The 24128-nt window shown below is 70.3% G+C and carries 25 protein-coding genes and 1 tRNA gene; 7 read left to right on the top strand and 19 right to left on the bottom strand.

What is annotated here, in order from left to right:
- Positions 1–55: 55 nt before the first annotated feature.
- Genes AU196_RS12535 through AU196_RS12525 form a run of 3 tightly spaced genes read right to left on the bottom strand, consistent with a single transcriptional unit; the run spans position 56 to position 3444 of the window.
- On the bottom strand, positions 56–1276 hold the full coding sequence (locus tag AU196_RS12535) for a cytochrome P450 (protein ID WP_059095431.1): 1221 nt from the start codon (positions 1274–1276) through the stop codon (positions 56–58).
- 17 nt (positions 1277–1293) lie between these two features.
- Positions 1294–2517: a tRNA guanosine(34) transglycosylase Tgt gene (tgt, locus tag AU196_RS12530; RefSeq protein WP_059095394.1), complete on the bottom strand. Its 1224-nt coding sequence runs from the start codon at positions 2515–2517 to the stop codon at positions 1294–1296.
- Positions 2518–2535: 18 nt separating this feature from the next.
- Positions 2536–3444, bottom strand: coding sequence for a haloalkane dehalogenase (locus AU196_RS12525; RefSeq protein WP_059095393.1), 909 nt, complete (start codon positions 3442–3444; stop codon positions 2536–2538).
- Positions 3445–3573: 129 nt separating this feature from the next.
- Here AU196_RS12525 and AU196_RS12520 point away from each other — a divergent pair, with 129 nt between their 5' ends.
- Complete coding sequence (locus AU196_RS12520) at positions 3574–4071, top strand: lipoprotein LpqH (protein ID WP_059095392.1); 498 nt, start codon at positions 3574–3576, stop codon at positions 4069–4071.
- 150 nt (positions 4072–4221) lie between these two features.
- The gene (locus AU196_RS12515; protein WP_286141152.1) at positions 4222–5475 is read left to right on the top strand and encodes a PE-PPE domain-containing protein; all 1254 of its coding nucleotides are present in this window, start codon (positions 4222–4224) and stop codon (positions 5473–5475) included.
- On the opposite strand, the gene AU196_RS12510 is transcribed toward AU196_RS12515, so the two are convergent.
- From AU196_RS12510 to AU196_RS12500, 3 genes are read right to left on the bottom strand one after another with little or no spacing between them, the layout of a single operon-like run.
- Entirely contained in the window at positions 5427–7169 is a 1743-nt protein-coding gene (locus AU196_RS12510) for a diol dehydratase reactivase ATPase-like domain-containing protein (RefSeq protein ID WP_059095391.1), read from the bottom strand. The two genes, AU196_RS12515 and AU196_RS12510, sit on opposite strands and share 49 nt — an antisense overlap.
- The gene (locus tag AU196_RS12505; RefSeq protein WP_059095390.1) at positions 7166–7498 is read right to left on the bottom strand and encodes a diol dehydratase small subunit; all 333 of its coding nucleotides are present in this window, start codon (positions 7496–7498) and stop codon (positions 7166–7168) included. Before AU196_RS12505 ends, AU196_RS12510 begins: the two co-directional genes overlap by 4 nt.
- On the bottom strand, positions 7495–9714 hold the full coding sequence (locus tag AU196_RS12500; protein ID WP_059095430.1) for a propanediol/glycerol family dehydratase large subunit: 2220 nt from the start codon (positions 9712–9714) through the stop codon (positions 7495–7497). Before AU196_RS12500 ends, AU196_RS12505 begins: the two co-directional genes overlap by 4 nt.
- A 124-nt stretch (positions 9715–9838) precedes the next feature.
- On the opposite strand from AU196_RS12500, the gene AU196_RS12495 reads away from it, so the two are divergent.
- Positions 9839–11599, top strand: coding sequence for a penicillin-binding transpeptidase domain-containing protein (locus AU196_RS12495; protein WP_059095389.1), 1761 nt, complete (start codon positions 9839–9841; stop codon positions 11597–11599).
- Between the two features lie 18 nt (positions 11600–11617).
- Positions 11618–11980 carry a hypothetical protein gene (locus AU196_RS12490; protein ID WP_059095388.1) on the top strand — a complete coding sequence of 121 codons (363 nt, stop codon included), beginning with the start codon at positions 11618–11620 and terminating at the stop codon, positions 11978–11980.
- Here AU196_RS12490 and AU196_RS12485 read toward each other — a convergent pair.
- The 5 genes from AU196_RS12485 to AU196_RS12465 all read right to left on the bottom strand — a co-directional run bounded on the left by AU196_RS12485 (position 11977) and on the right by AU196_RS12465 (position 14049).
- On the bottom strand, positions 11977–12366 hold the full coding sequence (locus tag AU196_RS12485) for a DUF2237 family protein (protein ID WP_059095387.1): 390 nt from the start codon (positions 12364–12366) through the stop codon (positions 11977–11979). The two genes, AU196_RS12490 and AU196_RS12485, sit on opposite strands and share 4 nt — an antisense overlap.
- A 78-nt stretch (positions 12367–12444) precedes the next feature.
- Positions 12445–12777, bottom strand: a complete 333-nt coding sequence (locus AU196_RS12480; RefSeq protein WP_059095386.1) for a hypothetical protein — start codon at positions 12775–12777, stop codon at positions 12445–12447.
- A gap of 165 nt (positions 12778–12942) precedes the next feature.
- A tRNA-Ser gene (locus tag AU196_RS12475) sits at positions 12943–13033 on the bottom strand.
- Positions 13034–13090: 57 nt separating this feature from the next.
- On the bottom strand, positions 13091–13543 hold the full coding sequence (locus AU196_RS12470; RefSeq protein ID WP_059095385.1) for a nucleoside deaminase: 453 nt from the start codon (positions 13541–13543) through the stop codon (positions 13091–13093).
- Positions 13540–14049 (bottom strand): tRNA adenosine deaminase-associated protein, encoded by a 510-nt coding sequence (locus AU196_RS12465; RefSeq protein ID WP_059095384.1) that lies wholly within the window; start codon positions 14047–14049, stop codon positions 13540–13542. Before AU196_RS12465 ends, AU196_RS12470 begins: the two co-directional genes overlap by 4 nt.
- A 95-nt stretch (positions 14050–14144) precedes the next feature.
- On the opposite strand from AU196_RS12465, the gene AU196_RS12460 reads away from it, so the two are divergent.
- Positions 14145–15089, top strand: coding sequence for a prephenate dehydrogenase (locus tag AU196_RS12460; RefSeq protein ID WP_059095383.1), 945 nt, complete (start codon positions 14145–14147; stop codon positions 15087–15089).
- Here AU196_RS12460 and AU196_RS12455 read toward each other — a convergent pair.
- The 5 genes from AU196_RS12455 to AU196_RS12435 are packed head-to-tail and all read right to left on the bottom strand — an operon-like array spanning position 15052 to position 19197.
- Positions 15052–15654, bottom strand: a complete 603-nt coding sequence (locus tag AU196_RS12455; RefSeq protein ID WP_059095382.1) for a putative glycolipid-binding domain-containing protein — start codon at positions 15652–15654, stop codon at positions 15052–15054. The two genes, AU196_RS12460 and AU196_RS12455, sit on opposite strands and share 38 nt — an antisense overlap.
- Positions 15651–16445, bottom strand: coding sequence for an ABC transporter permease (locus AU196_RS12450; RefSeq protein ID WP_059095429.1), 795 nt, complete (start codon positions 16443–16445; stop codon positions 15651–15653). Before AU196_RS12450 ends, AU196_RS12455 begins: the two co-directional genes overlap by 4 nt.
- Positions 16442–17119, bottom strand: a complete 678-nt coding sequence (locus tag AU196_RS12445) for an ABC transporter permease (protein WP_059095381.1) — start codon at positions 17117–17119, stop codon at positions 16442–16444. The genes AU196_RS12450 and AU196_RS12445 overlap by 4 nt, the downstream gene beginning before the upstream one ends.
- Before the next feature lie 4 nt (positions 17120–17123).
- Complete coding sequence (locus AU196_RS12440; protein WP_059095380.1) at positions 17124–18233, bottom strand: ABC transporter ATP-binding protein; 1110 nt, start codon at positions 18231–18233, stop codon at positions 17124–17126.
- 7 nt (positions 18234–18240) lie between these two features.
- Positions 18241–19197 carry an ABC transporter substrate-binding protein gene (locus AU196_RS12435; RefSeq protein WP_059095379.1) on the bottom strand — a complete coding sequence of 319 codons (957 nt, stop codon included), beginning with the start codon at positions 19195–19197 and terminating at the stop codon, positions 18241–18243.
- A gap of 143 nt (positions 19198–19340) precedes the next feature.
- Between AU196_RS12435 and AU196_RS12430 the strand changes: the two genes are divergently transcribed.
- Complete coding sequence (locus tag AU196_RS12430) at positions 19341–19727, top strand: LapA family protein (protein WP_059095378.1); 387 nt, start codon at positions 19341–19343, stop codon at positions 19725–19727.
- A 10-nt stretch (positions 19728–19737) separates the two neighbouring features.
- On the opposite strand, the gene AU196_RS12425 is transcribed toward AU196_RS12430, so the two are convergent.
- Entirely contained in the window at positions 19738–20754 is a 1017-nt protein-coding gene (locus AU196_RS12425) for a phosphotransferase family protein (RefSeq protein ID WP_059095377.1), read from the bottom strand.
- Between the two features lie 10 nt (positions 20755–20764).
- Positions 20765–21376, bottom strand: a complete 612-nt coding sequence (locus AU196_RS12420) for a histidine phosphatase family protein (RefSeq protein ID WP_059095428.1) — start codon at positions 21374–21376, stop codon at positions 20765–20767.
- Positions 21377–21395: 19 nt separating this feature from the next.
- Here AU196_RS12420 and AU196_RS12415 point away from each other — a divergent pair, with 19 nt between their 5' ends.
- A complete protein-coding gene (locus tag AU196_RS12415; RefSeq protein ID WP_059095376.1) occupies positions 21396–22160 on the top strand; it encodes an SDR family NAD(P)-dependent oxidoreductase in 765 nt (254 codons plus the stop codon).
- A gap of 16 nt (positions 22161–22176) precedes the next feature.
- Here the strand turns inward: AU196_RS12415 and AU196_RS12410 are convergent, their stop codons facing one another.
- Positions 22177–24087 (bottom strand): alkyl/aryl-sulfatase, encoded by a 1911-nt coding sequence (locus AU196_RS12410; RefSeq protein WP_059095375.1) that lies wholly within the window; start codon positions 24085–24087, stop codon positions 22177–22179.
- Positions 24088–24128 lie beyond the last annotated feature (41 nt).

Genomic DNA, 24128 nt, shown 5'->3' with positions numbered 1-24128 from the left:
CCGACGAAATGGTCGGCTTTACGCGTACTTTTCCGCTGATTCGTTCGTTTAGGCGCTAAATGGCGACGGAAAGCGTGTCCATACCGCGCAGCGTGAGGTTCGGTTTGTAGACCGGTTCGGCCGCCAAACGGGCGTCGGGGAACCGGGCCGTCACCGCCGACAGCGCGACCGCCGCCTCCAACCGGGCCAGCGGGGCACCGAGGCAGAAGTGCGGCCCCTTGCCGAACCCGAGGTGCCGGATGTGGGCACGGTCCGGGTCGAACGAGTCGGCCTGCTCGAAGGTCTCGGGATCGCGGTGCGCGGCGGCCAGCAGGAGCAGCATGCTGTCGCCCCTGGGCACCGTGACGCCGCCGACGGTCATGTCCTCGGCGGCGATTCGGCCGACGAGTTGCACGGGCGGGTCGTAGCGCAACGTCTCCTCGGCCACCGCCGACACCCGCTGCGGATCCGCGGCCAGCGCGCTCCACTGACCGGGATGGCGCAGCATCGCCAGGATCGCGTTGGCGATCAGGTTCACCGTCGTCTCGTGTCCGGCCACCAGCAGCAGGTTGCAGGTGGCGACGATCTCGTCCTCGGTGAGCTGGTCGCCGGCCTCCTCGGCGGCGATCAGCCCCGAGATCAGGTCGTCACGCGGTTCGACCCGGCGCTTTCCGATCAGCTCCCGCAGGTAGCCGCGGAGCCACTGTCCCGCCTCAAGCCGCTGCTCGAATCCCTGCGCCGCCTGACCGGTGACGGTGACGAACGGGTCGAGGGACTGGGCCAGCAACGCCGACGCGCGGCTGAACTGCGGCTCGTCCTCGAGCGGCACCCCGAGCAGGCGACAGATCACCGCGACCGGCAGCGGATACGCCAGATCGGCGACGACGTCGAACTCACCCTTGTCCGCCACCGCGCCGAGCAGCGCATCGACCAGCGACACGATCTCCGGTTCCAGCGCCTTGACCACCCTCGGCACGAACGCCGAACTGACCAGCCGGCGCAGCCGCGTGTGGTCGGGCGGGTCCAGGAACAGGAACCCGGGCGCTCCGAACGGCCGGGCGACCGCGCCCGCGGCGATCTCCCGTTGCGCGACGGTGGACTTGAGCCGGTCACTGGCCGAGGCGGGATGCCGCAACACCTCGTCGCAGTCGGCGAAGGACGAGAACACCACCAGGTTCGCCGAGGGCAGGACCAGCGGTCCGCCTGCCCGCAGATCGGCGTACAGCGGATAGGGATCGGCGCGGTTGGCGGGGTCGAGCAGCCGGCCGAGCAGCGTCTGGGGATCCGCGGTGGTCATGGTCGCCATTGTCCGCGTCACGATCGGTAGTAGCGACCCAACACGTGCTCGCGGAGTTCGTCGAAGTCTCCGGCCACGATCGAGGCCCGGATCCGGTCGACGAGGCGGATGACGAAGCGTTCGTTGTGGATCGTGCACAGCGTCGACGCGAGCATCTCCTTGGCCTTGAACAGGTGGTGGATGTAGGCGCGGGTGTAGTGGGCGCAGGTGTAGCAGTCGCATTCGCCGTCGATCGGCGTGAAGTCGCGGCGGTAGCGCGACCCGGTGATGTTGTAGCGACCGGTCGCCGAGTACACCGCGGCGTTGCGGGCCACTCGTGACGGCGACACACAGTCGAACGTGTCGGCGCCGGCCTCGACCGCGGCGAACAGATCGTCGGGTTCGCTGATGCCGAGCAGGTGGCGGGGTTTGTCGTCGGGCAGTTCGTCGGTGACCCATTCGACGATGGTGGCGAGGTTCTGCTTCTCCAGCGCCCCGCCGATGCCGTACCCGTCGAAACCCTGCCCCTCGGCATCGACGATCTCGGTCAGTCCGCGGGCGGCCTGCCTGCGCAGATCCTCGTACTGCGCGCCCTGCACCACCCCGAACAGCGCCTGCGCCGGCTTCTCCGCCCGCAGCGCCGACTGCTTCCTGTGCTCGGCCAGGCATCGCACGGCCCACTCGTGGGTGCGCTGCACCGACTGTTCCTGGTAACCGCGTGTGTTGACCAGCGTGGTCAGCTCGTCGAACGCGAAGATGATGTCCGCGCCGATCTGGTGCTGGATGCCGATCGACACCTCGGGGGTGAATCGGTGACGCGAGCCGTCCAGATGCGAGCGGAACGTGACACCGTCGTCGTCGACGTGCGCGAGCCGCTCCTTGCCCTCGGCGATGATGTCGTCGGTCTGCACACGCGCGGTGTCCATCGCGAGCACCTTTTTGAAACCCACGCCCAGCGACATCACCTGGAACCCGCCGCTGTCGGTGAACGTGGGACCGGGCCAGTTCATGAACGCGCCCAGCCCGCCGGCGGCGTCGACGATGTCGGGCCCGGGCTGCAGGTACAGGTGGTAGGCGTTGGCGAGGACCGCTTGGGCGCCGAGCTGACTCATCGTCTCCGGCAGCACCGCCTTCACGGTGGCCTGGGTCCCGACCGCGATGAACGCCGGCGTCCTGATGTCTCCGTGCGGGGTGTGGATCACGCCGGCCCGGCCCCGTCGTCCGGGAAGTTCCGTCTCGACGTCGAAGAACCCCTGCTGCACGCAGGTATTCAACACCGATCAGTGCCGGGCCAGGAAATCCACGATCGCCGTCGCCAACTCCTCGCCGGCGTCCTCCTGCAGGAAGTGTCCCGCCTCGCGAATGGTGGGGTGGTCGACGCCCGCGGCGCCGCGCATCTCGCGGGCGAAGATCGGCGCCATCGCGCCGGTGATCGGGTCGCTGTCGCTGAACGCGACGAGCATCGGGGTCTCGCTTCGCGTCAGTGTCGCCCACGCGGACCGGTTCGCCGCCGACGCCGGGTCGTCGGGGGTGGTCGGCACCAGTCCGGGCATCGCCCGAGGACCCGCGCAATACGAATCGTCCGGGAACGGGGCGTCGTATCCGGCGCGCACCTCGTCGGACATCGGCCTGTGGCACCCGCCGGCGACGAAGCGGCCCACGTCCACACTCGGCGCCGACTGCATCGCCTCGCGGAACCGCCACCAGATGTCGGGCATCGGGATGTCACCCGTCGGCAGGCCGGTGTTGGCCACCACGATCCGCGCGAAGCGGTCGGGCTGCTCGGCGGCCAGCCGCAGCCCGATCAGCCCGCCCCAGTCCTGGCCCACCAGAGTGACCCGCCGCAGGTCGAGCACGTCGAACGCCAGGGTGCGCATCCACTCGACGTGCCGGGCATAGGTGTGGTCCTCGACGCGTGTGGGTTTGTCGGAACGCCCGAAGCCGACGAGGTCGGGGCACACCACCCGGAACCCGGCCCGTGCCAGCACCGGCATCATCTTGCGGTACAGGAACGACCACGACGGCTCCCCGTGCAGCATCAGGACCGGTTCGCCGTCGGCCGGTCCGTCCTGCACCCAGGACACCCGCAGACGCCCACCGTCACCGTCGTCGATGTCGGAATAGTCTGGTGGATAAGGGAATTCGGGCAGGTTCCGGAAACGGTCCTCCGGGGTGCGCAGCGTCTGCATGGCGGCGAACCTACTCGCGTCCGCAAGCGGATTTTCCCGAATATCATGATCGCCGGCGTGAGCGCACCGATACTGCTCGGGACGGCTCCGCCACTGAGGACGGGCCGCGAAGACTGAAGGAGATCGATGGTGAAACGTGGGTTCCTGGTGAGCGTGGGCGGCGCGGCGATCGTGATCGCGGGACTGGCGGGCTGTTCCTCGGACAGCGGTTCCTCCGAGTCCACGACATCCGCGGAGTCGAGCGACACCGCCGCAGCGAGCGCTTCGGCACAGGCCACCTCGGCCCCCGGCGGCGCGAAGGTCGTGATCGACGGACAGGAACAGAACATCCAGGGCACCGTCGCCTGCACCTCCATGGGCGGCAACCTCAACATCGCGATCGGTCAGGCCACGACCGGGATCGGTGCGGTGGTCACCGAGGCCGATCCGCCTGCGGTGCAGTCGGTCGGCCTGGGCAACTTCAACGGCGTCACGCTCGGTTTCCAGCAGGGCACCGGTCAGGGCAACGCCGAGGTCGAGAAGGACGACAAGACCTACAACATCAAGGGCAACGCGACCGGCGTCGACATGGCCAACCCGCTGCAGCCGGTGACCAAACCGTTCGAGATCGAGGTCACCTGCCCGTAGTAGTTGCGTTTGCACAGTGACGGCGGCTGCCCTGCGGGGTGGCCGCCGTCTTTGTTGCTGCGGTAACGGTTTCGGGGCGCGGGTCGATTTGCTGTGAGGTAGCCTTCGAGGTCGGCGACTTCTCCGCCACCCTTCCCAGAAAGCACGGTCTTGGCCAAACATCGCAGGACGCGGCGTTCCGCTGCCGCCCCCGTCTTCGTCGCCGGCGCCACCGCCGCGATCTCCACCGCGTTGGCTCTGGGTCACGCCACCAACGCGACCGCCGCCACGATTCCCACCGCCGACACCGTGATCGGCGTCGGCGGCTGGCGGAACCCGACCAGCGACCGGATCCCGAACAAGTTCGAGGGCGCGCTGGTGCCGCCGGGCCAGACGTTCGTCGGGGTTCACTACCCGGCCCAGCTCCCGGTGGATCCGAGCGTGGAGGCCGGCCAGCAACCGCTCGACGATGCGGTGGACGCGGCCGAGGGATCTGTGCTGATCGTCGGCTACTCGGAGGGCTCCCTGGTCGCCGAGCGGTACAAGCGCACGCTGACTGCCGCCGAGGCCCAGAACGTCGATTTCCTGTTCATCGCCGCCCCGTTCGTCCCCAACGGCGGTGTCTACTCGCGCTTCCCCGGCCTGCGGCTTCCCGGCTTCACCAGCACCGGCGCGGCCGCACCGTCGCCGGCCGACGAGACGTTCGTGACGCTCGAGTACGACCTCATCGGTGACTTCCCCGCCTACGCGAACCCGCTGTCGCTGGCCAACGCCGTCGCAGGCCTGATCTACGTCCACGGCGACCAGGGACCCGACAACGTCGACCTGGAAACCGCCCCGCAGTCGGTGAAGGTGGTGACCAGCGAGGCGGGCGGCACCGACACCTACGTCCTCATCCGCGCCGAACACCTGCCCCTGCTGCGGCCGATCCGCGATCTGGCGGCGGCCACCGGGACCACGGGCGTGGTCGAACCGTTCGTCGGCGCCGTCGAACCCACGCTGCGCCTGCTCGTCGACATGGGCTACACCGACCGCGACTACCGCACCGTCGGGGTGGACGACGGCACCGATTACCAGGACGCCGACCGGGCCACGCGGTTCTCCGTGTTCACCCCGCCCGACCGGATCGTCGAGACCGCGTCCGCGCTGCCCGACGCGCTGCGCGACGGCGCCGAGAACTTCGTCGACGCCCTGCCGTCGGCGCCCGCCACCACGCGTGTGGCGAAAAAGAAGCAGAAGCAGATCGCCGACGACCTCCGCGACGACGACACCCCCGTGCAGCGCAACAGCATCGGCGGCGACACGGAAGAAGAACCCGATTCCGGGTCACGCGACGACGAGGCCGCGGAGACCGAACCCGCCGAGGACGACCAGGGTCAGGACCCCGACCGCGACGCGCAGGACACCCCGGCCGACGCGGCATAGAGATGCACCAGCCCGGAGGCCACCGCGAACCGCGGACCGTGCACCCCGTCGATGTCGGCCCTGCCGACCACCACCCGCGCCGTCCGTAGCGACTCCCCCACCGTGCGCAGCAGTTCGTCGTCGAGTGCGCCGCCGCCGGCGAGCACCAGCGCGCTCGGCGGGTGGTCGAACGTGGCCAGACACCGCGCGATGTTCGCCGCGACGGTCTCCTGTTTGATCGCCAACCGCAGACTGCGCCACTCCTCGGCCGCCAACCGGTGCGAGAACGGCACCAGACCCGCGCTGCCCCGGGTGCACAACCGGCCGATCGCGTCGGCGGGCGCCGGACTGTCCAGGAACACCCGGCGGCCGTCCTCCTCATGGGCGACGTGCGGACCCTCCACCCGTAGCGCCGGGGTCCGCTTGACCCGCTCGGCCAGCGCGCGGGGGATGCCGAGCACCCGGGCCACCGCCGTGGTGATCGTCTCGCCGGCACCGGCCGCCGTGACCGTGCGGCCCTGACCGATCAGATCCACTGTGCCGCCGCCGATGTCGCACACCACCGCCCCGGGTGGCAGTCCCGGCGTGGTGTGCGCGCCCCGCGCGGCCGCCGCCGGTTCGCCGGCCATGGTCCTCGCGGGGCGGCCGGTCAGCCCGGAAAGCGTTGCGGCGGCGTCGGTCACCGGCTCGGCGGCGAGCAGCGCGACGACGGTGCCGCGTGCGTCGGCCACGCCGCGGCGCAACCAGGCCCCGTTGTCGATCGCCGCGAGGTCGGTGAAGAACGCGTCGTCGACCGCGATGCCGTGTTCCGCGGCGGGCATCGCGCGCAACCGGACCTCGACCGCGCTGCCCGGCGGCTCGAGACGCAGGACGGCGTGCGCCGCCGCGGGCGCGTAGCGGACGATCTCGCCGCCCGTGCGGCAGTCGACGTAGTCGTCGTCGACCGCGGGCGGAGCGGGGGGTTCGGTGCGCGCGGTGACGGCGATCGCCGGGGCGTCGGCCAGCTCGCGGGTGAACTCGGCGACGTCGAACAGGCGGTCATGGCCCAGGTGCAGCGCTGCCGACAGCGCAATCGGATCGGCCAGCGCGCGGTAGGCCCGGCCCTCGGCGACCACCTCGACACCCACCAGCGCACCCCGGCGCAGGCCGTCGAGGTCGACCTCGTCCACCACCGGGACGTCGATCGGGATGCGGTTGCGGATGAGCACCGCGTCGTCCTGGGCGACCAGCACACCGGCGATGTCCCAGCCGCGCGCCACCCCGTCGCTGACCGCCTGCGCGGCGTCCTCGAAATCCGTTGTCGCCGACACTGACACGATCACCGGGCCGGGATGCACCGGTCCGGACAGGTCGGCCAGCGGCAGGTGGGCGCCGACGCCGTGGCCCGTGCCCGCGGGCGTGCTGGCATCCGGTCGGCGCAGACTGCGCACCGGCGCCCGCGGCGACACCGCGGGCGGGAGCGGCGCGGTCGCAGTGTCCACCGGCCGGATCGCCGCGAGCACCACCTCGTCGACGCGCACCCCGGCGTCGACCTCCAGTCGGTGCAGCAACGCCGCGGCGCCTTCGAGGGACTCCGCCGAACCCTTGCGGCCGCGGGTCGGCGCCTGCCCGTGGGACAGTGGCTCCACCACGCCGCCGCCGACTCGGGCGAGCACGATCTCGGTGGTGTGATTGCCGACGTCGCACCCGGCCACCACGACCGAACGCCCGCTCACCGCAACAGACCTCGCCTGGCGTAGACCTCGGCGGCCTGGCGCACGAATTCGGCGCACCGGGATGCCCCGCGGTTGTCCAGCGAGACGCGCAGCGCCTCGAGTTCGGCCGCCGTCGACCGGTACGGGCGCAGCGCCTCGTAGAGACCCATCACCGCCTCGTCGTCGATGACCGCCAATTCCGCTGCGCGCAGGAAGTTCTCGGCCAGCTGCGGATTGCCGTTCTCCTCCGCGACGACGGCCTGGTACGCGAGCGTGGTGGGGTCCATCCGCAGATCGGACAACGTCAGCTTGCCGTCGACGGCGGCCGCCACCGTGAAGTCGTCGCTCATACTCGTCTGGCCTCCACGGTGATCGGCGCCTGCCCCGGTTCGCAGGCCTGGCGTTCCAGCGCCACCAGCGCCACCGCGCGGGCGTGGTAGCGGGCGGAGATGGATTCGTCGGTGCCGCCGGCGAGGATCGGCAGCGGCGCCATCCCCTTGGCGTGCCTGGCGGCGTTGCGGCCCAGCTCCCGGTACATCTTCGCGGTCAGCAGCGGGGCGACGCTGAACAGTTCGAGGTTCGCCAGCGGTGCCAGGTCCCGTCGGTGGATGAGCGCGGTTCCCTTACCCTGCAGCCCGATTCCGATGCCGGAGCCGGACAGCCGGGCGGCGGTCAGCCCGATCAACCCCACGTCGATGGTGGAGCAGATGCGCACCAGCCGCGGCACACAGCCCTCCTCCTCGAGTCCGGCGGAGAGCTGACGCAGCACCTCGCCGACCGTCAGACCGCACAGCGTCAGCCACACCGACCGGCCGAGCGCCGGGGACAGCCCGATGCACACCTCCCGCGGATCGCTGCCCTGGCGGGCCGGTTCGACGTCGGTGAACGTGAGGTGTCCGGCGTGCTCGGCCTGGTCGGCGGTGAGCTCGGCGGCGGTGCGGGCCTGGCGGATGCCGTCGATCTCGGCGCGGCGTTCCTCGGTGAGCGTGTATCCGGTGCCGGGTCCGGCGTAGTCGTTCGGATCGGTGATCTTGGACAGCACCCGGAACCGGTCGTCGAAGATCGCCGAGGTCTGCAGCTGGTCACCGCGCAGGCGTTCGCGGGTCAGCCGCATGATCGCCTCGGCCTCGTCGGTGTAGCCGGTGCGGTGCAGCGCGGCGACGACGTCGAACACGGTGAGCTGGCGGGCCTCGATCGCGGTCGCCGCCTCCGCCACGGCCTTCGGGTCGCCGGCGGGCAGGTCGCGTGAGTCGTTGGCGACCACGACGGCGTCGATGCGGTCGTCGTCGAAGTCGGCGAGCCCGAGGTCGCGGTACACGGCCTGCACCGCTTCGGCGGCGCGGCGGCGCACCCGTGCCAGGTGCTCGGGCGACACGGTGCGCAGACCACCGTCGGCGCCCCAGTCCCGCTGCAGCACCAGGAAGTCGTCCATGTCGTCGGCGTTGAAGTTCGACAGCGCGAAGGCGTTGTCGTAGCGCGGGATCGACCCGAAGCCCGAGAAGATGAAATCCGCGCCGGCCAGCAGCACCGGTAGCGTGTGCGCGCTGCGGCGGATGTCGGATTCGCTGATCAGGTTGTCGTTGCCCGCGCACGACTCGAGGTCACGCATCATGACCATCAGGTTCTCGGCGAGCAGTTCCTTCATACCCTCGGGCACCGACGCCACCACGCCGACGCCGTCGATGCCACCGTTCTGCACGCCCTGGGATCCCAGCGCCCGCGCCAGCGACACGCACCGGGACTCGAGGTAGAGGATCGAGCACTTCTCGGCCGCGCCCATCAGCACCTCGGCCCCGCCGCCGCTGGTCACCCGCATCTTGAGCCCGCGCGAGGCGTAGGCGGAGGTCAGGATGGCCTTGGAGAACGGGGTGTCGTCACCGTCGACGAAGACCTGCTCGGTGCCGTAGATCGAGATGGTCTCGGCGTAGCTGGTCAACCCGCGCAGGCCGAGCCGCAGTTCGAGGGCCTCCTCGATCGAGCACTGCGCCATCGCCCCGGCCACGCCGACCTGCGAACCGATGAGCAGCGCAACGGCATTCGACGGGGCGTCGCCGAGCACCGGCACCGTCGTCTCCACCTCGCGGAACCCGTAGGCCACCGCGCTGGCCGCATCGGCGGCGATCAGCAGCGGATCGTCGAGCTGATTGGTGACGTGCGCCTGGTTGCTCGGAGTGCGCCGGGCCCGCATCTTGTGCATCGCCATCTGCATCTCGACCGGTGTCATCACCGCCATGACGCGGGCGAGCTTGGCGGGGGTGATCCCGCCGACCAGGCGCACCACCTCGGCACGCGGCACGTTGACGTCGACCGCCATGCGGGCCAGCACCGCATCGTCGAGCGCCATCGCCTCCTCGGCGACCGCGAGGTCGATGCCGTAGCGGGCGATGAACTCGTCGATCACGTCGAAGTCCGCGGCCGGGGTGCCGTCGAGTTCGAGCACGCGCCCGTCACGCACCACCAGCGACGGTTCCGGGTCGTGCGGGCTGCGCATGGCGACCAGGCCCAGCGCCGGATCGGTGACGCTGAATCCGTCGAGGTTGACCGCCTTGGCGTCGAGGATCCGCATCCGACCCTGGGCCAGGTCGTTGATTTCCGTCACAGCGACGATCCTGCCGTCTCGGCGCGCGACACGCGACGCCCATTACTGGTCGGCGTTTCTGGCCCTTTTCGCGGACTGTCACGATGGGGTCGTGAAGCGGCTCGTCCTCGCGCTGGTGTGCGCACTCGTCCTCACCCTCACGGCCTGCTCGTCGCCGAGCCCCGCGGACCCGTTCCGCGCCTTCACCCACGCCCTCGGCCGACGCGACGCCAAGGCGGCCGCCCAGCAGACCGACGACCCGGCCGCCGCCGAACAGGTGATCGCCGCCATGTTCGCGGGGATGGGCGCCGACGCCGGTGTGCGCGTCGAGGCGGCGCCCGTCGACGGTGAGGACACCACCGAGACGCTGAGCTATCGATGGACCCTCGCCCCCGGCCGCGAATTCGGATATCAGGCGACCGGCACCGCCGAGCAGAGCGGCGACGAGTGGCGGCTGGACTGGTCGCCCGCGCTGCTGCACCCCGATCTCCGGCCCGGGATGGCCTTCCAGTACAGCGAGGACAGCGAGTTGCAGACGCCGGTGCTCGACCGCACCGGCCAACCGCTGATGACGTGGCAGACCGTCGGACTGGTCAATCTGGACCGCGCCCAACGGGATTCGGCTCCCGCACTGGCGGCGCTGCTCGCCCCGATCGAACCGACCGTCACACCCGCGTCGATTCTGGCGCAGTTCGACGGCAACGACGACCCGGCCGTCACCGTGATCCGGTTGCGGGAGGCCGATCTCACGCCGATCGCCGAGCAGCTGCGCGCCGTGCCCGGCGTCGCGATCGTCGAACAGGGCGACCTGCTGACCGCGGACCGGGCGCTGTCCTCGCCGGCGATGGCCGGACTGCCGACGGTGTGGCACGACCGCATCACCCGGGCCGCAGGCTGGTCGGTGTACCTGGTAGACGCCGAGGGGGCGGCGGCACAACGGTTGACCGCCACCCCGCCCGCACCGACCGACCCCGTCCGCACCTCACTGGACATGCGGCTGCAGCTGCTGGCCCAGGCCGCCGTCGCCGCCGAGCCGCGACCCACGATGCTCGTCGCGATCTCGCCATCGGATGGTGGCATCCTCGCGGCCGCGCAGAACGAGGCGGCCGACGCGCAGGGCGCCATCGCGTTCACCGGGCTGTATCCGCCCGGGTCGACGTTCAAGACGATCACCACCGCCGCCGCCCTGGAGGCCGGCCTGGCGACCCCGCAGACACCGGTGCAATGTCCGGGCCGGCTCACGATCGAGAACCGCACGATCCCCAACGACGACGAGTTCGACCTCGGCACGGTGCCGTTGACCACGGCGTTCGCGCGGTCCTGCAACACGTCGATGGCCGCGCTGGCCGACCGGTTGCCCGCCGACGCGTTGTCCACCACCGCGCGCGCGTTCGGGATCGGCGTCGACTACGTCATCCCGGGTCTGACCACCGTCACCGGCCGCGTACCCGCCGCGGACACCGCCGCCCAGCGGGTGGAGAACGGGATCGGCCAGGGCACGGTCACGGTGAGCCCGTTCGGGCTCGCGCTCGCCGAGGCCAGCCTCGCGCACGGCGCCACGGTCACCCCCACGCTCGTCCTCGGCGAGAAGACCACCGCGGACACCCCGGCCGAACCGCTGCCCGCCGACGTCGTGGACGCGCTGCGGACGATGATGCGCGCGACGGTCACCGAGGGCACCGCGAGCGCGCTGTCCGACATCGCCGACCTCGGCGGCAAGACCGGCACCGCGGAGTTCGGCGACAACACCCACTCGCACGGGTGGTTCGCGGGGATCGCGGGTGACATCGCGTTCGCGACGCTGGTGGTCGGCGGGGATTCGTCGGCGCCGGCGATCACGGTCTCGGGCAACTTCCTGCGGCCGGCGGGCTGAATCGGGCAAGCTGAGCCCATGAAACTGGTGGCTGTCCTGGCCGTGGCCGGCGGTGTGCTCGCCGCGCCCCTCGTCACGGCCTCGCCGGCCGCGGCGATCCCCTGCAACAGCGTGGACTGCGTGCCGTACGTGGACCGCAACATCGATCCGAGCGACGAGTGCGTCTCCGGTGGCAGTCGCTACCTGTTCGGGCTCGACGCGTCGGGCAACAACTATCTGTGCAACGCGCAGCGCGCGTGGGTGCCGCAGCCGCCACTGGTGGGCGTGCGCACCCAGGGCGCACCGTGTGACGGGAGCACCGGTGTCGCGCAGTCCCCCGACGGGCTGGTGCTGACGTGTCAGGACGGCTGGGAACCCGACTTCACCGCGTTCTACTACTAGCCGAGGCCGCCCGGGTCGTCGGGGACGTCGACCGCATGTCGCCGCAGCGCGTCGATCGGCACCACGTCGAGCGTGCGTTCGTGGGTGGCGGCCAACACCACCGGCGCTGCGTATCCGTCGTGATGCGCGCGCAGCCAGTTGGCCGCCGTCACGCACCAGCGGTCGCCGGGATTCAGTCCGGGGAACCGGTATTCGGGCCGCGGGGTGGACAGGTCGTTGCCGATCGAGCGCTGGTGGTCGAGGAACTCCGCGGTGACGACGGCGCAGATCGTGTGGGCGCCGAGGTCTTCGGGTCCGGTCGAACAGCAGCCGTCGCGGTAGAAACCGGTCAGCGGATCGGTGCCGCATTCCTGCAGCGGGCCGCCGAGCACATTGCGTTCGGACACCCGGTCAGTATCGCGCTTCGCGGCCGATAACCGGGGCGGCCCGCCATCGGCTTTCGCGGATGGCGGGCCGACAGGTGCTCAGCGGGCCTGCGTCAGGGCCGGCTTCTGCGCCTCGAAGACCTGGAGGGTGGGGATGCGCTGCGGCCGCACGCCGTCGGCCTTGGCCCCGCTGACGGTGATCGTCCCGCCGGTGCAGGTGACGGTCTTGCCGTCGACGATGACGGACTGGCCGTCGTCGATCGGGATGTCGTAGCCGTCCTTGTCGGTGTAGTGGCAGCCGGTGTTGCCCGTGGTGTTGCCCGGTGGAAGCGCGTGGGCGGTGGCCGGGGCGAGGGCGAACAGGGCGGCGGCGCCGAGGAGCGCGGCGGCGTAGTTGCGGCGGGAGAGTTTGCCGGCGGTGGCGGTGATCATGGTGATTCCTCTCGGTGGGCGGTACCGGAAATCCTGCCGACCAGGCCGCGACTGCGTAATCGCCCGCAAGCCAGAATCACCCGGCGGGAAGGAAGGGTTTACTGTCCGCCGGGTAAGCATGCGAAGAACAAAGCTCCCGACCAGCGTGAGCCGGCGGGAGCTTTATGGCGGTGGCGGAGGGATTTGAACCCTCGGACGGGGGTTACCCGTCACACGCTTTCGAGGCGTGCTCCTTAGGCCGCTCGGACACGCCACCGTGTGGCAGCTTACCGAACCGGCCGCGCAGCCCCTAATCGCCGGCCGGTGCAGAGATTCAGCGCTGCCGGGCGAAGAACGCCTCCAGCGGCCGGGCGCACTCACCGGCCAGCACCCCGCCGCGCACCTCCGGCCGGTGGTTGAGCCTGCGGTCGCGCACGACGTCCCACAGCGATCCGACCGCGCCGGTCTTGGGTTCCCACGCCCCGAACACCACCCGCGCGACCCGCGCCAGCACCAGGGCGCCCGCGCACATCGTGCACGGTTCGACGGTGACCGCCAGCGTCGTGCCCTCGAGCCGCCACCCGTCGCCGAGCTCCGCGGCCGCCGCCCGCAGCGCCAGCACCTCCGCGTGCGCGGTCGGATCCCCCAGCGCTTCGCGCGCGTTCGCGGCTCGGGCCAGTTCGGCGCCGTCGGGTCCGAACACCACCGCGCCGATCGGCACGTCCCTGGGCCCGGCGAGCGCCGCGGCGTCCAGCGCGGCGCGGATCAGGAGCTCGTCGGAGCTCACCGATTGAGTTTGTCGAGCACCGCGGACAGCTCGTCGGCGAACCCCATCTCACGGGCGATGCGGCCGAGCTGCTCGTCGGCGTACAGGTCGGTCTCGTCGAGGATGACGCTGAGCACCGCCTCGGGCAGTCCCATGTCGGAGAGCAGACCGAGGTCGCCCTCCTCGAACGGGTCGACGTCGTCGAGGTCGTCGGCTTCGATGTCCGCGTCGAGCTGTTCGAGCACCTCGGCGGCGATGTCGTAGTCCAGCGCCGCAGTGGCGTCCGACAGGAGCAACCGCGTGCCCGACGGGGCGGGGCGGACGATCACGAAGAACTCGTCGTCGATGTCGAGCAGACCGAACACCGCTCCCGCACTGCGGATTTCGCACAACTCCTTCTCGGCGACCGAGAGGCTGTTGAGGGAGGCCCGTCGCATGGGCGCGCACCGCCACTTGCCGTCCTCGCGGACGACGGCCACCCCGAACCCGTCGGGCGTGCCCTGCGCCGGCGCACTCTGTGCTCCCATGTCGCGTTACGGTAGTCGCCCACCAGCGCTTTTGACCAGGCGTGGTCACCACCGCAGGCGCCGTGTGCCAACCTGGAACGGTGACGAATCCACCCGTGTGCGTACTGGGCCTGGGCCTGATCGGCGGCTCGGTGATGCGCGCGGCCGCGGCCGCCGGACGCGAGGTGTTCGGCTACAACCGGTCCGTCGAGGGGGTGCAGGGTGCGCGCTTCGACGGCTTCGACGCCAGCGAACACCTCGACGAGGTACTCGGCCGCGCCGCGGAGACGTCGGCGCTGATCGTGCTCGCCGTGCCGGTACCCGCCCTCGGGCTGATGCTGGGCCACATCCGCGACAGCGCGCCGCACTGCCCCCTCACCGATGTCACCAGCGTCAAAGGCACTGTGCTGGAACAGGTCCGAAGCTTCGGACTGCAGGACCGCTTCGTCGGCGGGCACCCGATGGCCGGCACCGCCCACTCCGGCTGGGCGGCGGGCGACGCCGCGTTGTTCGTCGGTGCGCCGTGGGTGATCAGCGTCGACGACCACGTCGACCCCGACGTGTGGGCGCACGTGATGACGCTCGCGCTGGACTGCCGCGCGGTGGTGGTGCCTGCCCGTTCGGACGAACACGACGCCGCCGCCGCCGCCATCTCGCACCTGCCGCATCTGCTCGCCGAGGCGCTGGCCGTCACCGCCGGGGAGATGCCGCTGGCGTTCGCGCTGGCGGCCGGATCGTTCCGCGACGGCACCCGGGTCGCCGGGACCGCACCCGATCTGGTGCGCGCCATGTGCGAGGCGAACTCACCGCAGCTCGTCCCGGCCCTGGACCGCAGCATCGACCTGCTCACCGCCGCGCGCGAGGCGCTGGCGCGGCACGGGTCGGTGGCCGAACTGGTCGAATCGGGTCACGCCGCCCGCATGCGCTACGACAGCTTCAGCCGACCCGAGATCATCACCACCGTGATCGGCGCCGAGGACTGGCGCGACGAACTGGCCGCCGCCGGGCGCGCGGGCGGGGTGATCAGATCCGCGCTGCCAACCCGGGATAGTCGACGATGAACCCGTCGGCGTCGACGGTGATCGTGGTGTCGGCGACCGGTGACTGCAGCTTGATGCCGCCGGGGCCCGGCCCGCCGCTGTAGCTGATCGACGCCTGCTCCACGGAGAACTCCGGCAGCCGCACGTACACCACCGGGACGGTGATCGAGTCGCTGTGCTCGTGGAGGCCGGCGCGGCGGATCGGCAGCGTGTTGAAGAACGGGCTGAGCACCACGTCGACGTCCAGTGCACCGTCGAACGCGGCCCGTTTCATCTGGTTCTGTTGGTCCCGGACCAACCACATGTTCTCTTCGTCGCGGGCGAACGACACCTGGCGCTCCCGCTCGGCCAGCGTGACCGTCATGGCCAACCGCTTCGTCGCCCCGTGCTCGTCGGTCACCAGGTCGTAGGAGGCGGAGAACGCCGGGTGCGCATCGCAGGCGGCGGCGACGATCCGTCCGTAGGCCTTGATGCGCTTGCCCGACAACTGCACCCGGACGGATTCCATCCGGGCGACGTCGTGCGCCTGCCACGTCAGGACCTCGCGCCAGGGGTTCTTCAGGTCAGAGCGGTCGGCTTCACTCACCCTTCTACCGTAGGCGACGCGCCCGCCGGTTCGTAGCCCGCCGCCGAAGTCGGCCGCGAACCGCCGTGACTTCGTGACTCCAGGGCCACCTCGTCGCCCAGGAACGGCTGCGGCATCCGGGCCGCCCGGCGCCACCGCCCGGTGCCCGGCACCGACAGCCACACCGCGAACGCGAGCAACCCGTCGAGAATCAGCGCCAACGCCGTCACCATCAGCGCGCCGACGAGCGCCAGGTAGAACTCCCGGACCTTGATGCCGTCGATCAGGTAGCGGCCCAGTCCGCCGAGGCTCGCGTACGCGGCGACGGTGGCGGTGGCCACGATCTGCAGTGTGGCCGTCCGCAGCCCGCCGAGGATCAGCGGCAGGGCGTTCGGCACCTCGACCCGCAGCAGCACCCGCCGCTCGGTCATCCCCATCGAGCGCGCCGCGTCGACCACCGCCGGGTCGACGTTGGCGATCCCGGCGTAGGTCCCCGCCAGCAGCGGCGGAATGCCCAGCAGCATCAGCGCCACGGTCGGGCCGACCAGGCCCAGTCCCCACAGCAGCACGCCGAGCAGCAGCACGCCCAGGGTGGGCAGCGCGCGCAGCGCGTTCACCCCCGTCACGACCAGGAACGTGCCCTTGCCGGTGTGGCCGATGATCATGCCCAGCGGGACGGCGATCAGCGCGGAGAAGACGACCGCGATGACGGTGTATTCGAGGTGTTCGACGATGCGGGCGCCCAGCCCGGCGGGGCCCGCCCAGTTGGCGGCGGTGAAGATGAACGACAGTGCCTCGGACAGGAAGTTCACGCGGCCGCCCCCGCCTTCCGCCGGGCCGGCCGGGCGGCTCCGGACGCTCTCGTCCACGGCGTCAGCGCCCTGCCGATCAGCATGATCAGGGTGTCGATCACGACGGCCAGCACGAAGATCGCGATGATGCCGGCGACGATCTGGTCGCTCTTGTTGGCCTGGTACCCCTCGGTGAACCAGGTGCCGAGCCCGCCGACGCCGATCACCGAACCGACCGACACCATCGAGATGTTGGTGACCGCGACCACGCGCAGGCTGGCGATCAGCACGGGAACAGCAAGGGGCAGTTCGACTTTGAGCATCCGCGTGAGCGGTCGGTACCCGACTGCGGTGGCGGCGTCGAGCACGGCGGGCGACACCGCGTCGAGCGCCTCGGGCACCGCGCGCACCAGCAGGGCGACGGTGTAGAGCGTCAGCGCGACGATCACGTTGGCCTCGTCGAGGATGCGGGTCGGGATGACCAGTGGCAGCACCACGAACAGCGCGAGCGACGGGATAGTGAAGATGATGCTCGCGGTGACCGTGGTCAACCGTCGGAGCGCCGTGGTGCGCTGCACCAGCGCGCCGAGAGGCACGGCGATCACCAGCCCGAGCACGATCGGGATCAGCGACAGCCGCAGGTGGATCACCGTGAGCGCCCACAGGTCGTCGAGGTGGGTCAGCAGGTAGCGCACGGCGTCAGGCCTCCTGCCGTTGCCGCTCGAGCGCGGCGAGCACGTCGTCGGCCCGCACCCCGCCGATCACCTGGCCGGCCTCGTCGACGGCGACGCCGAGACCCGACGGCGAGGACAGCGCGGCGTCGAGCGCCAGCCGCAGCGTGCCGTCCGGCCGGAACAGCGAACCGCCGGCGATCGTGCTGTCGTAGAGCGAACTCCCCTCGCGGTGCAGCGCGACACCGTCGGCGTTGATCCAGGCGTACGGCGTCCCGTCGGGCCGGGTGACCAGCGCCCAGTCCCCCGGCCCCAATCGCAGTGCGTCGATCTCGGATTCGCGGACGTGACGGATGTCGTGCAGCGGCAGGCCGGCCGCACCGGTGGCGGGGTAGAACTGCAGCCCGCGGTAACCGCGGTCGGCCCCGACGAATCCGGCCACCGCATCGTCGGCCGGATTGGACAGCAGCCGAGCCGGGGCGTCGTACTGCAGCAGCACCCCGCCGCGGCCGAAGACGGCCACCTTGTCACCGAGTTTGATGGCCTCGTCGATGTCGTGGGTGACGAAGACGATCGTCTTGCGCAGCTCGTTCTGCAGCCGCACGATCTCGGTCTGCAGTTCCTCGCGGACCACCGGGTCGACGGCACTGAACGGTTCGTCCATCAGCAGGATCGGCGGGTCGGCGGCCAGTGCGCGGGCGACCCCGACGCGCTGCTGTTGACCGCCGGACAGCTGAGCCGGATACCGGTCGCCCAACGCGGGATCGAGGCCGACGCGTTCCATCACCGCCAGCGCGGCCTTGCGTGCGCTGCGGCGGGATTCGCCGCGCAGCACCGGCACCGTCGCGACGTTGTCGACCACCCGCAGGTGCGGCATCAGCCCGGCGCTCTGAATGACGTATCCGATACCCAGGCGGAGTTTGACGGCGTCGACCCGGGTGACGTCGTTCCCGTCGACGGTCAGCGTGCCCGAGGTGGGCTCGATCATCCGGTTGATCATCCGCATCGAGGTGGTCTTGCCGCAGCCCGAGGGACCGACGAACACCGTCAGCGTGCCCTCGGGCACCTCGAGGCTGAGGTCGTCGACCGCGACGGTGCCGTCCGGGTACCGCTTCGTGACGTTGGAGAACGTGATCACAGGTCGCCTACTTCCGCAGGGGTTGGTTGAACCCGTTGTCGGCCACCCACTTCTGCGCGGCCTCGTCGGGGTCGACACCGCGGTTGCCCTCGACCGCGGAGTTCAGTTCGATGAGGCCCTCGGTGGTCAGCTTCGCGCTCACCGCGTCGAGGACGGATTTGAGGTCGTCGGACTTCTTCTGCGAAGCGACCAGAGGCACGACGTTGGCCGCCAGGAAGTTGTTCTTCGGATCCTCCAGCACCACCAGGTTGTTCTGCTCGATGGCCGGTGAGGTGCTGAAGATGTTCGCGGCGGTGACCGTCCCGTCGGTGAGGGCGCGCACCGTCGCCGGACCGCCGCCGTCGCTGATCGCGATGAAGTTCGAGGGCGCGATGTCCAGGCCGTACTTCGCCTTGAGCCCGGGCAGACCCTCGGTCCGGTTGAGGAACTCCGACGGGCCGCCGAACTTCACCTCCGGCGAATGGACGGCGAGGTCGGCGATCGTCTTGAGGTTCCACCGCTGCGCAGTCTCGGCCGACACCGCGACGGTGTCCTTGTCCTCGGCGGGTGAGGGATACAGGATCGACAGGTCGCCGGGCAGCGCGCGCAGCAACCCGAGCACGACGGCGTCCGGGGTGGTCACGTCGGTCTCTTCGTCGAAGTACTGCAACAGGTTTCCGGTGTATTCGGGAATCAGATCGATCGAGTGGTCCTGCACGGCCGGGATGTACGTCTCGCGGCTGCCGATGCCGAACTGTCTGCTGATCTGGAAACCGTTGGCCTCCAACGCCTGTGCGTAGATCTCGGCGATGATCTTGGATTCGGTGAAGTCGGCCGACCCGACGGTGATCGTCTTGAGGTCACCGGAGATCTCCCCGCCGCCGAGCGGGTTGGAACTGCCGCAGGCGGCCAGTGCCAACGTCGCCGAGGCCAGCAGTGCCACCCATCGGATGACACCCCGTCTGCGTCTGCGCGTGCTCGCCATTCGGAAGTCCTCTCGGCGGGTTGGCTCGTGCGGTGGGCTCCTGCGGACACTAGCGGGATGCGGCGGGACGCGCCGTCCTTTGCCTCACCGCGATGCGTGCGCGCGGGGGTTTCGCAAACCGCCCCAGCGGGCAATGATGAGCTATGAGCACCGATCCGTACGGACCGTCAGCGGGGCGTGAGCCGGAGCCCTACGACGCGCCGAACCCCGGCCCCCCGGTCCCGGGCGACTACAACGTCGCGGATCGCACACCGCCCGAGGTGAAGAAGGTCCACTTCACCCGCGCCGCCGCCGTCTGGACGTCGGTGATCGTCGGGTTGCTCATCCTCATCGTGTTGCTGATCTTCATCGCCCAGAACACCGAATCGGTGGAACTCGCCTTCCTGGGCTGGCATTGGAGCCTGCCGGTGGGTGTGGCGATCCTGTTGGCCGCGGTGTGCGGCGGCCTGATCGCCTCCCTCGCCGGGGCCGCACGGCTCTTCCAGCTGCGGCGCGCGGCGAAGAAGAACTACAAGGCGGCGATGCGGTGATGCCGGAGCGCTAGTCGAGCGCGTCCAGTCCCGCCGCGATCAGCGGGCCGACGGCCTCGCCCACGTTGTCCCCGATACCACCCATCCGGGCGCGGAACGCGATGCCCGCGGCGATGATCGCCAGCTTGAAGTACGCCAACGCCATGTAGAAGTCCCAGTGCGCGAGTTGCTGACCCGACACCGTCGCGTAGCGCTGCGCCATCTCGTCACCGGTCGGCAGCAATTCCGAGGTCCACGCCGCATCGGTGTGCACGTAGTTGAACATCGGGTTGCGGTACACACACATCAGCGCCGCATCGCTGAGCGGATCGCCCAGCGTGGACATCTCCCAGTCCAGCACCGCCCGCACCGTCGTGGCGTCCGTCGCGTCGAGGATCGTGTTGTCGATGCGGTAGTCGCCGTGCACGATCGACGCGCGGCTCTCGGCGGGCACCCGTTCGCCGAGCGCGGCGTGCAGCCGGTGCACGTCGGCGTCGCGCGGATCGTCGTCGAGACGCACATGCCCCCACTGCGACCCCCACCGCTTGACCTGACGTCCGAGGTACCCGTTGGGCTTGCCGAAATCACCGAGGCCGACAGCGGCCGGATCGACCGCGTGCAGTTCGGCCAGCACCCGGATCAGCTCGTCGACGCAGGAGTGCAGCGTCGCGACGTCACCGAGCGCCTGCAGTTCGTCGGCGGTGCGTACCACGCGACCCTCGACGTGTTCGACCATCTGGAACGGGGCACCGAGGACGGAGTCGTCGTTGCGCATCGTGACCGCGCGGGCCACCGGGACGGCGGTGTCGGCGAGCGCGGCCACCACGCGGTACTCGCGGGCCATGTCGTGCGCCGACGGGGTCAGGCCGTGCAGCGGCGGGCGGCGCAGCACCCACTTCGACGCGTCGTCGGACACCAGGAATGTCAGGTTGGAGCGGCCGCCCGCGATCAGTTCGGCCCGAAGCTCGCCGCTGCGGGCGATGCCTTCGGCACGCAGATGGCGGTCGAGTGCGCCGAGGTCGAGCCCGTCGAGGGTGGAAGACGTCATGGCGAAATGTCTACCACCGCAGGTTTCGGGGCAGCAGGTCCCATACGTGCTCGGTCCCGTTGACCGATGCCACCGCCAGCTGCCCGGCCCGTGACGACCACAGCAGCCGGGTCACCGAGGCGTAGTCGACGTTGAACGAGAGCAGTTTCTCGGTGCGCAGCACGCGGTGCAGCAGCGCGTTGATCACCCCGCCGTGGCTGAACACCGCGACGGTGTCCTCCCGCCGGGCGCCGGCCACGAGGTCGTCCACGGCGGCGAAGATGCGCGCGGTGAACGCGTCCTCGTCGACCCCGCTGGGCAGCCTGCCGCTCATCAGACGCTCGAGCTCCTGCGGGTTTTCCTTCGCGATCTGCTCGATCGGGATGTAGTGCGGCAGGTCGCGGTCGTATTCGGCGAGGCGCTCGTCGACCTCGACCGCGAGGCCCAGCGCGTCGGCCACGGGCTGCGCGGTCTGCACCGCGCGCCGTTGCGGGCTGCTCACCAATCGCGCGACCCGGAACCGGGCCAGCGCGTCGGGCAGCCGTTTGGCCTGTTCGAATCCTTCTTCGGAGAGGTCCGGGTCGGACCCCTGACCGGGTTCGCTACGCAACGGCAGCGCATGTCTGACCAAAAGCAATTGCACCGTGACACCATATGGGCCCATGGGTTATGCCGACGATCTGTTCGATCTGACCGACCGGGTGGTGGTGGTGACCGGCGGCAGCCGCGGCCTGGGCCGCGAGATCGCGTTCGGTGCGGCCCGGTGCGGAGCCGACGTGGTGATCGCGAGCCGCTCGCTCGAGACGTGTGAGGCGACCGCCGCGGAGATCACCGCCTCGACGGGCCGGGAGGCCATGGCCCATGCGGTGCACGTCGGCCGCTGGGATCAGCTCGACGGCCTCGTCGACGCGGTGTACGAGCGGTTCGGGAAGCTCGACGTGCTGGTCAACAATGCCGGGATGTCGCCGCTGTACGACTCGTTGGGCAGCGTCACCGAGAAGCTGTTCGACGCGGTGGTGAACCTGAACCTCAAGGGCCCGTTCCGGTTGTCGGTGCTGGCCGGTGAGCGCATGGTCGCCGATGGTGGCGGGTCGATCATCAACGTCAGCACGCACGGCTCCCTGCGGCCGCACCCGTCGTTCATCCCCTACGCGGCGTCCAAGGCCGGCCTGAACGCGATGACCGAGGCCCTGGCGCAGGCCTACGGACCCACCGTGCGGGTCAACACGCTGATGCCCGGGCCGTTCCTCACCGACATCAGCAAGGCGTGGACGTTCACCGGCGGTGAGTCCAACCCGTTCGGTCACTCCGCGCTGCAGCGGGCCGGCCAACCGGGCGAGATCGTCGGCGCCGCGTTGTTCCTCATGTCGGACGCGTCGAGCTTCACGACGGGTTCGATCCTGCGCGCCGACGGCGGCATCCCCTGAGTCGCGGCGTGACGGATCAGGGCGTGACGATGTCGAATCCCGGATCGGGCCGGTCCAGGACGCCCACGATGTTCGCCAGCGCCGCCTCGTCGCCGTCGATTTCGACGCCGGGCGATGCGGTGTCGCCCGCGGCGTAGGCGAGCAGCCGCAGCTTGTTCGACAGCCGGATGGTGGCCTGCGCACTGTCCCGGTCCGCGGACGTCTTGCGGTGCACCAGAACACCGTTGCGCAGTGTCAGCCGGTGGTTGTCGCCGGTGTCGGCGAACGTCACGTCGACCGCCACGTCGAGGTCCCACGCCCGCGGACCGTCCACGTTGATCGCCAGAGCGTCGAACATCTGCTCGGGGGTGAGCTGCGCGAGCACCGTCGGCGACGTCGCCTGGGTGGGGGTCCCGAAGTTGCCCTCGCGCAGTTCGGTCGTACCGGACAGGAAGAAGTTGCGCCAGACGGCGTTCTCCGCCCCGTATGCGAGTTGCTCCAGTGTGTCGGCGTACAGATCACGCGCGTCGGCGTGGTGTTCGTCGGTGAAGATGGCATGATCGAGCAACGTTGCCGCCCAACGGAAGTCACCGTCATCGAAGGCGGCCCGGGCCAGCTCGACCACCCGGTCCAACCCGCCCATCGCCGCGACGTAGCGCGGCCCGGCGGCCGCGGGCGGGTGCTGCCACAGCCGGCCGGGGTTGCCGTCGAACCAGCCCATGTAGCGCTGGTAGACCGCCTTGACGTTGTGGCTGACCGAACCGTAGTAACCATGTGCGTGCCAGGCCTTCTCGAGCGCGGGAGGCAGTGCGAAGGTCTCGGCGATCTCGATGCCCGTGTGGCCCTGGTTGAGCAGGCGCAAGGTCTGGTCGTGCAGGTACGCGTACAGATCCCGTTGCAGGGACAGGAACTCCACGATGCGTTCGCGTCCCCAGGTCGGCCAGTGGTGGGAGGCGAACACCACATCGGCGCGGTCGGCGAACGCGTCGATGGCCTCGGTGAGGTAACCGGCCCAGCCGTGCGGGTCGCGCACCAGCGCGCCGCGCAGCGTCAGCAGATTGTGCAGGTTGTGGGTGGCGTTCTCCGCCATACACAGCGCACGGAACTTCGGGAAATAGAAGTGCATCTCGGCGGGAGCCTCGGTGCCGGGCGCCATCTGGAACTCGATCTCGACGCCGTCGACGGTATGGGTCTCACCGGTCGTGCGGATGTCGACGGTCGGCACGATCAGCGCGACCTCACCGGTCGACGGCGCCTGGCCGAGCCCGCAGCCGACCTGGCCGCGTACGCCGCGCTGCAGCACGGTGCCGTACATGTAGGCCGCCCGGCGGGCCATCGCGGTGCCGGCGTAGACGTTCTCCTGCACCGCGTGTTCGGTGAAGTGCTCCGGCGCGATGATCACGACGGCGCCGGCGTCGACCTCGGCCTGGCTGGTCACGCCGAGCACACCGCCGAAGTGGTCGACGTGGCTGTGGGTGTAGATGACCGCCCGGACCGCGCGCTCGCCGCGGTGCGCGCGGTACAGCGCCAGCGCGGCGGCGGCGGTCTCCGTGCACACCAGCGGATCGATGACGATGACGCCCGTGTCCCCTTCGACGAACGTGATGTTCGACAGATCGAGCCCGCGCACCTGATAGATACCCGCCCGGTCATCTCCCGTCGCTCCGCTCGCCCCGACCACCTCGTACAGACCCTGTTTGGCGGCGAGCCGGGACTGCCGCCACAGGCTGGGGTGCACCGACGCCGGCGCCTCGTCCCCGCCGAGGAAGGCGTAGGCGTCGTTGTCCCACACCACCCGCCCGTCGGCGGCGGTCACCACGCACGGTTCGAGTGCGGCGAGGAAGCCGCGGTCGGCGTCGTCGAAATCCCTTCTGTCGGCAAATGGCAGCGTACTCAGGTGATCCCTGTGCGCCGCGTCGATGGCCGCGCTCGGTGGCTTCGAATCCATGCCGACGACCCTGCCACCAGCAGCGCTCCGGCGGGTGAGGA

The sequence above is a fragment of the Mycobacterium sp. IS-1742 genome (genome assembly GCF_001500125.1).
In the GTDB taxonomy this organism is placed as follows: Bacteria; Actinomycetota; Actinomycetes; order Mycobacteriales; family Mycobacteriaceae; genus Mycobacterium.
The sequence above is the reverse complement of the archived record's forward strand: the minus strand, read 5'-3'. Positions and strand labels throughout refer to the sequence as shown.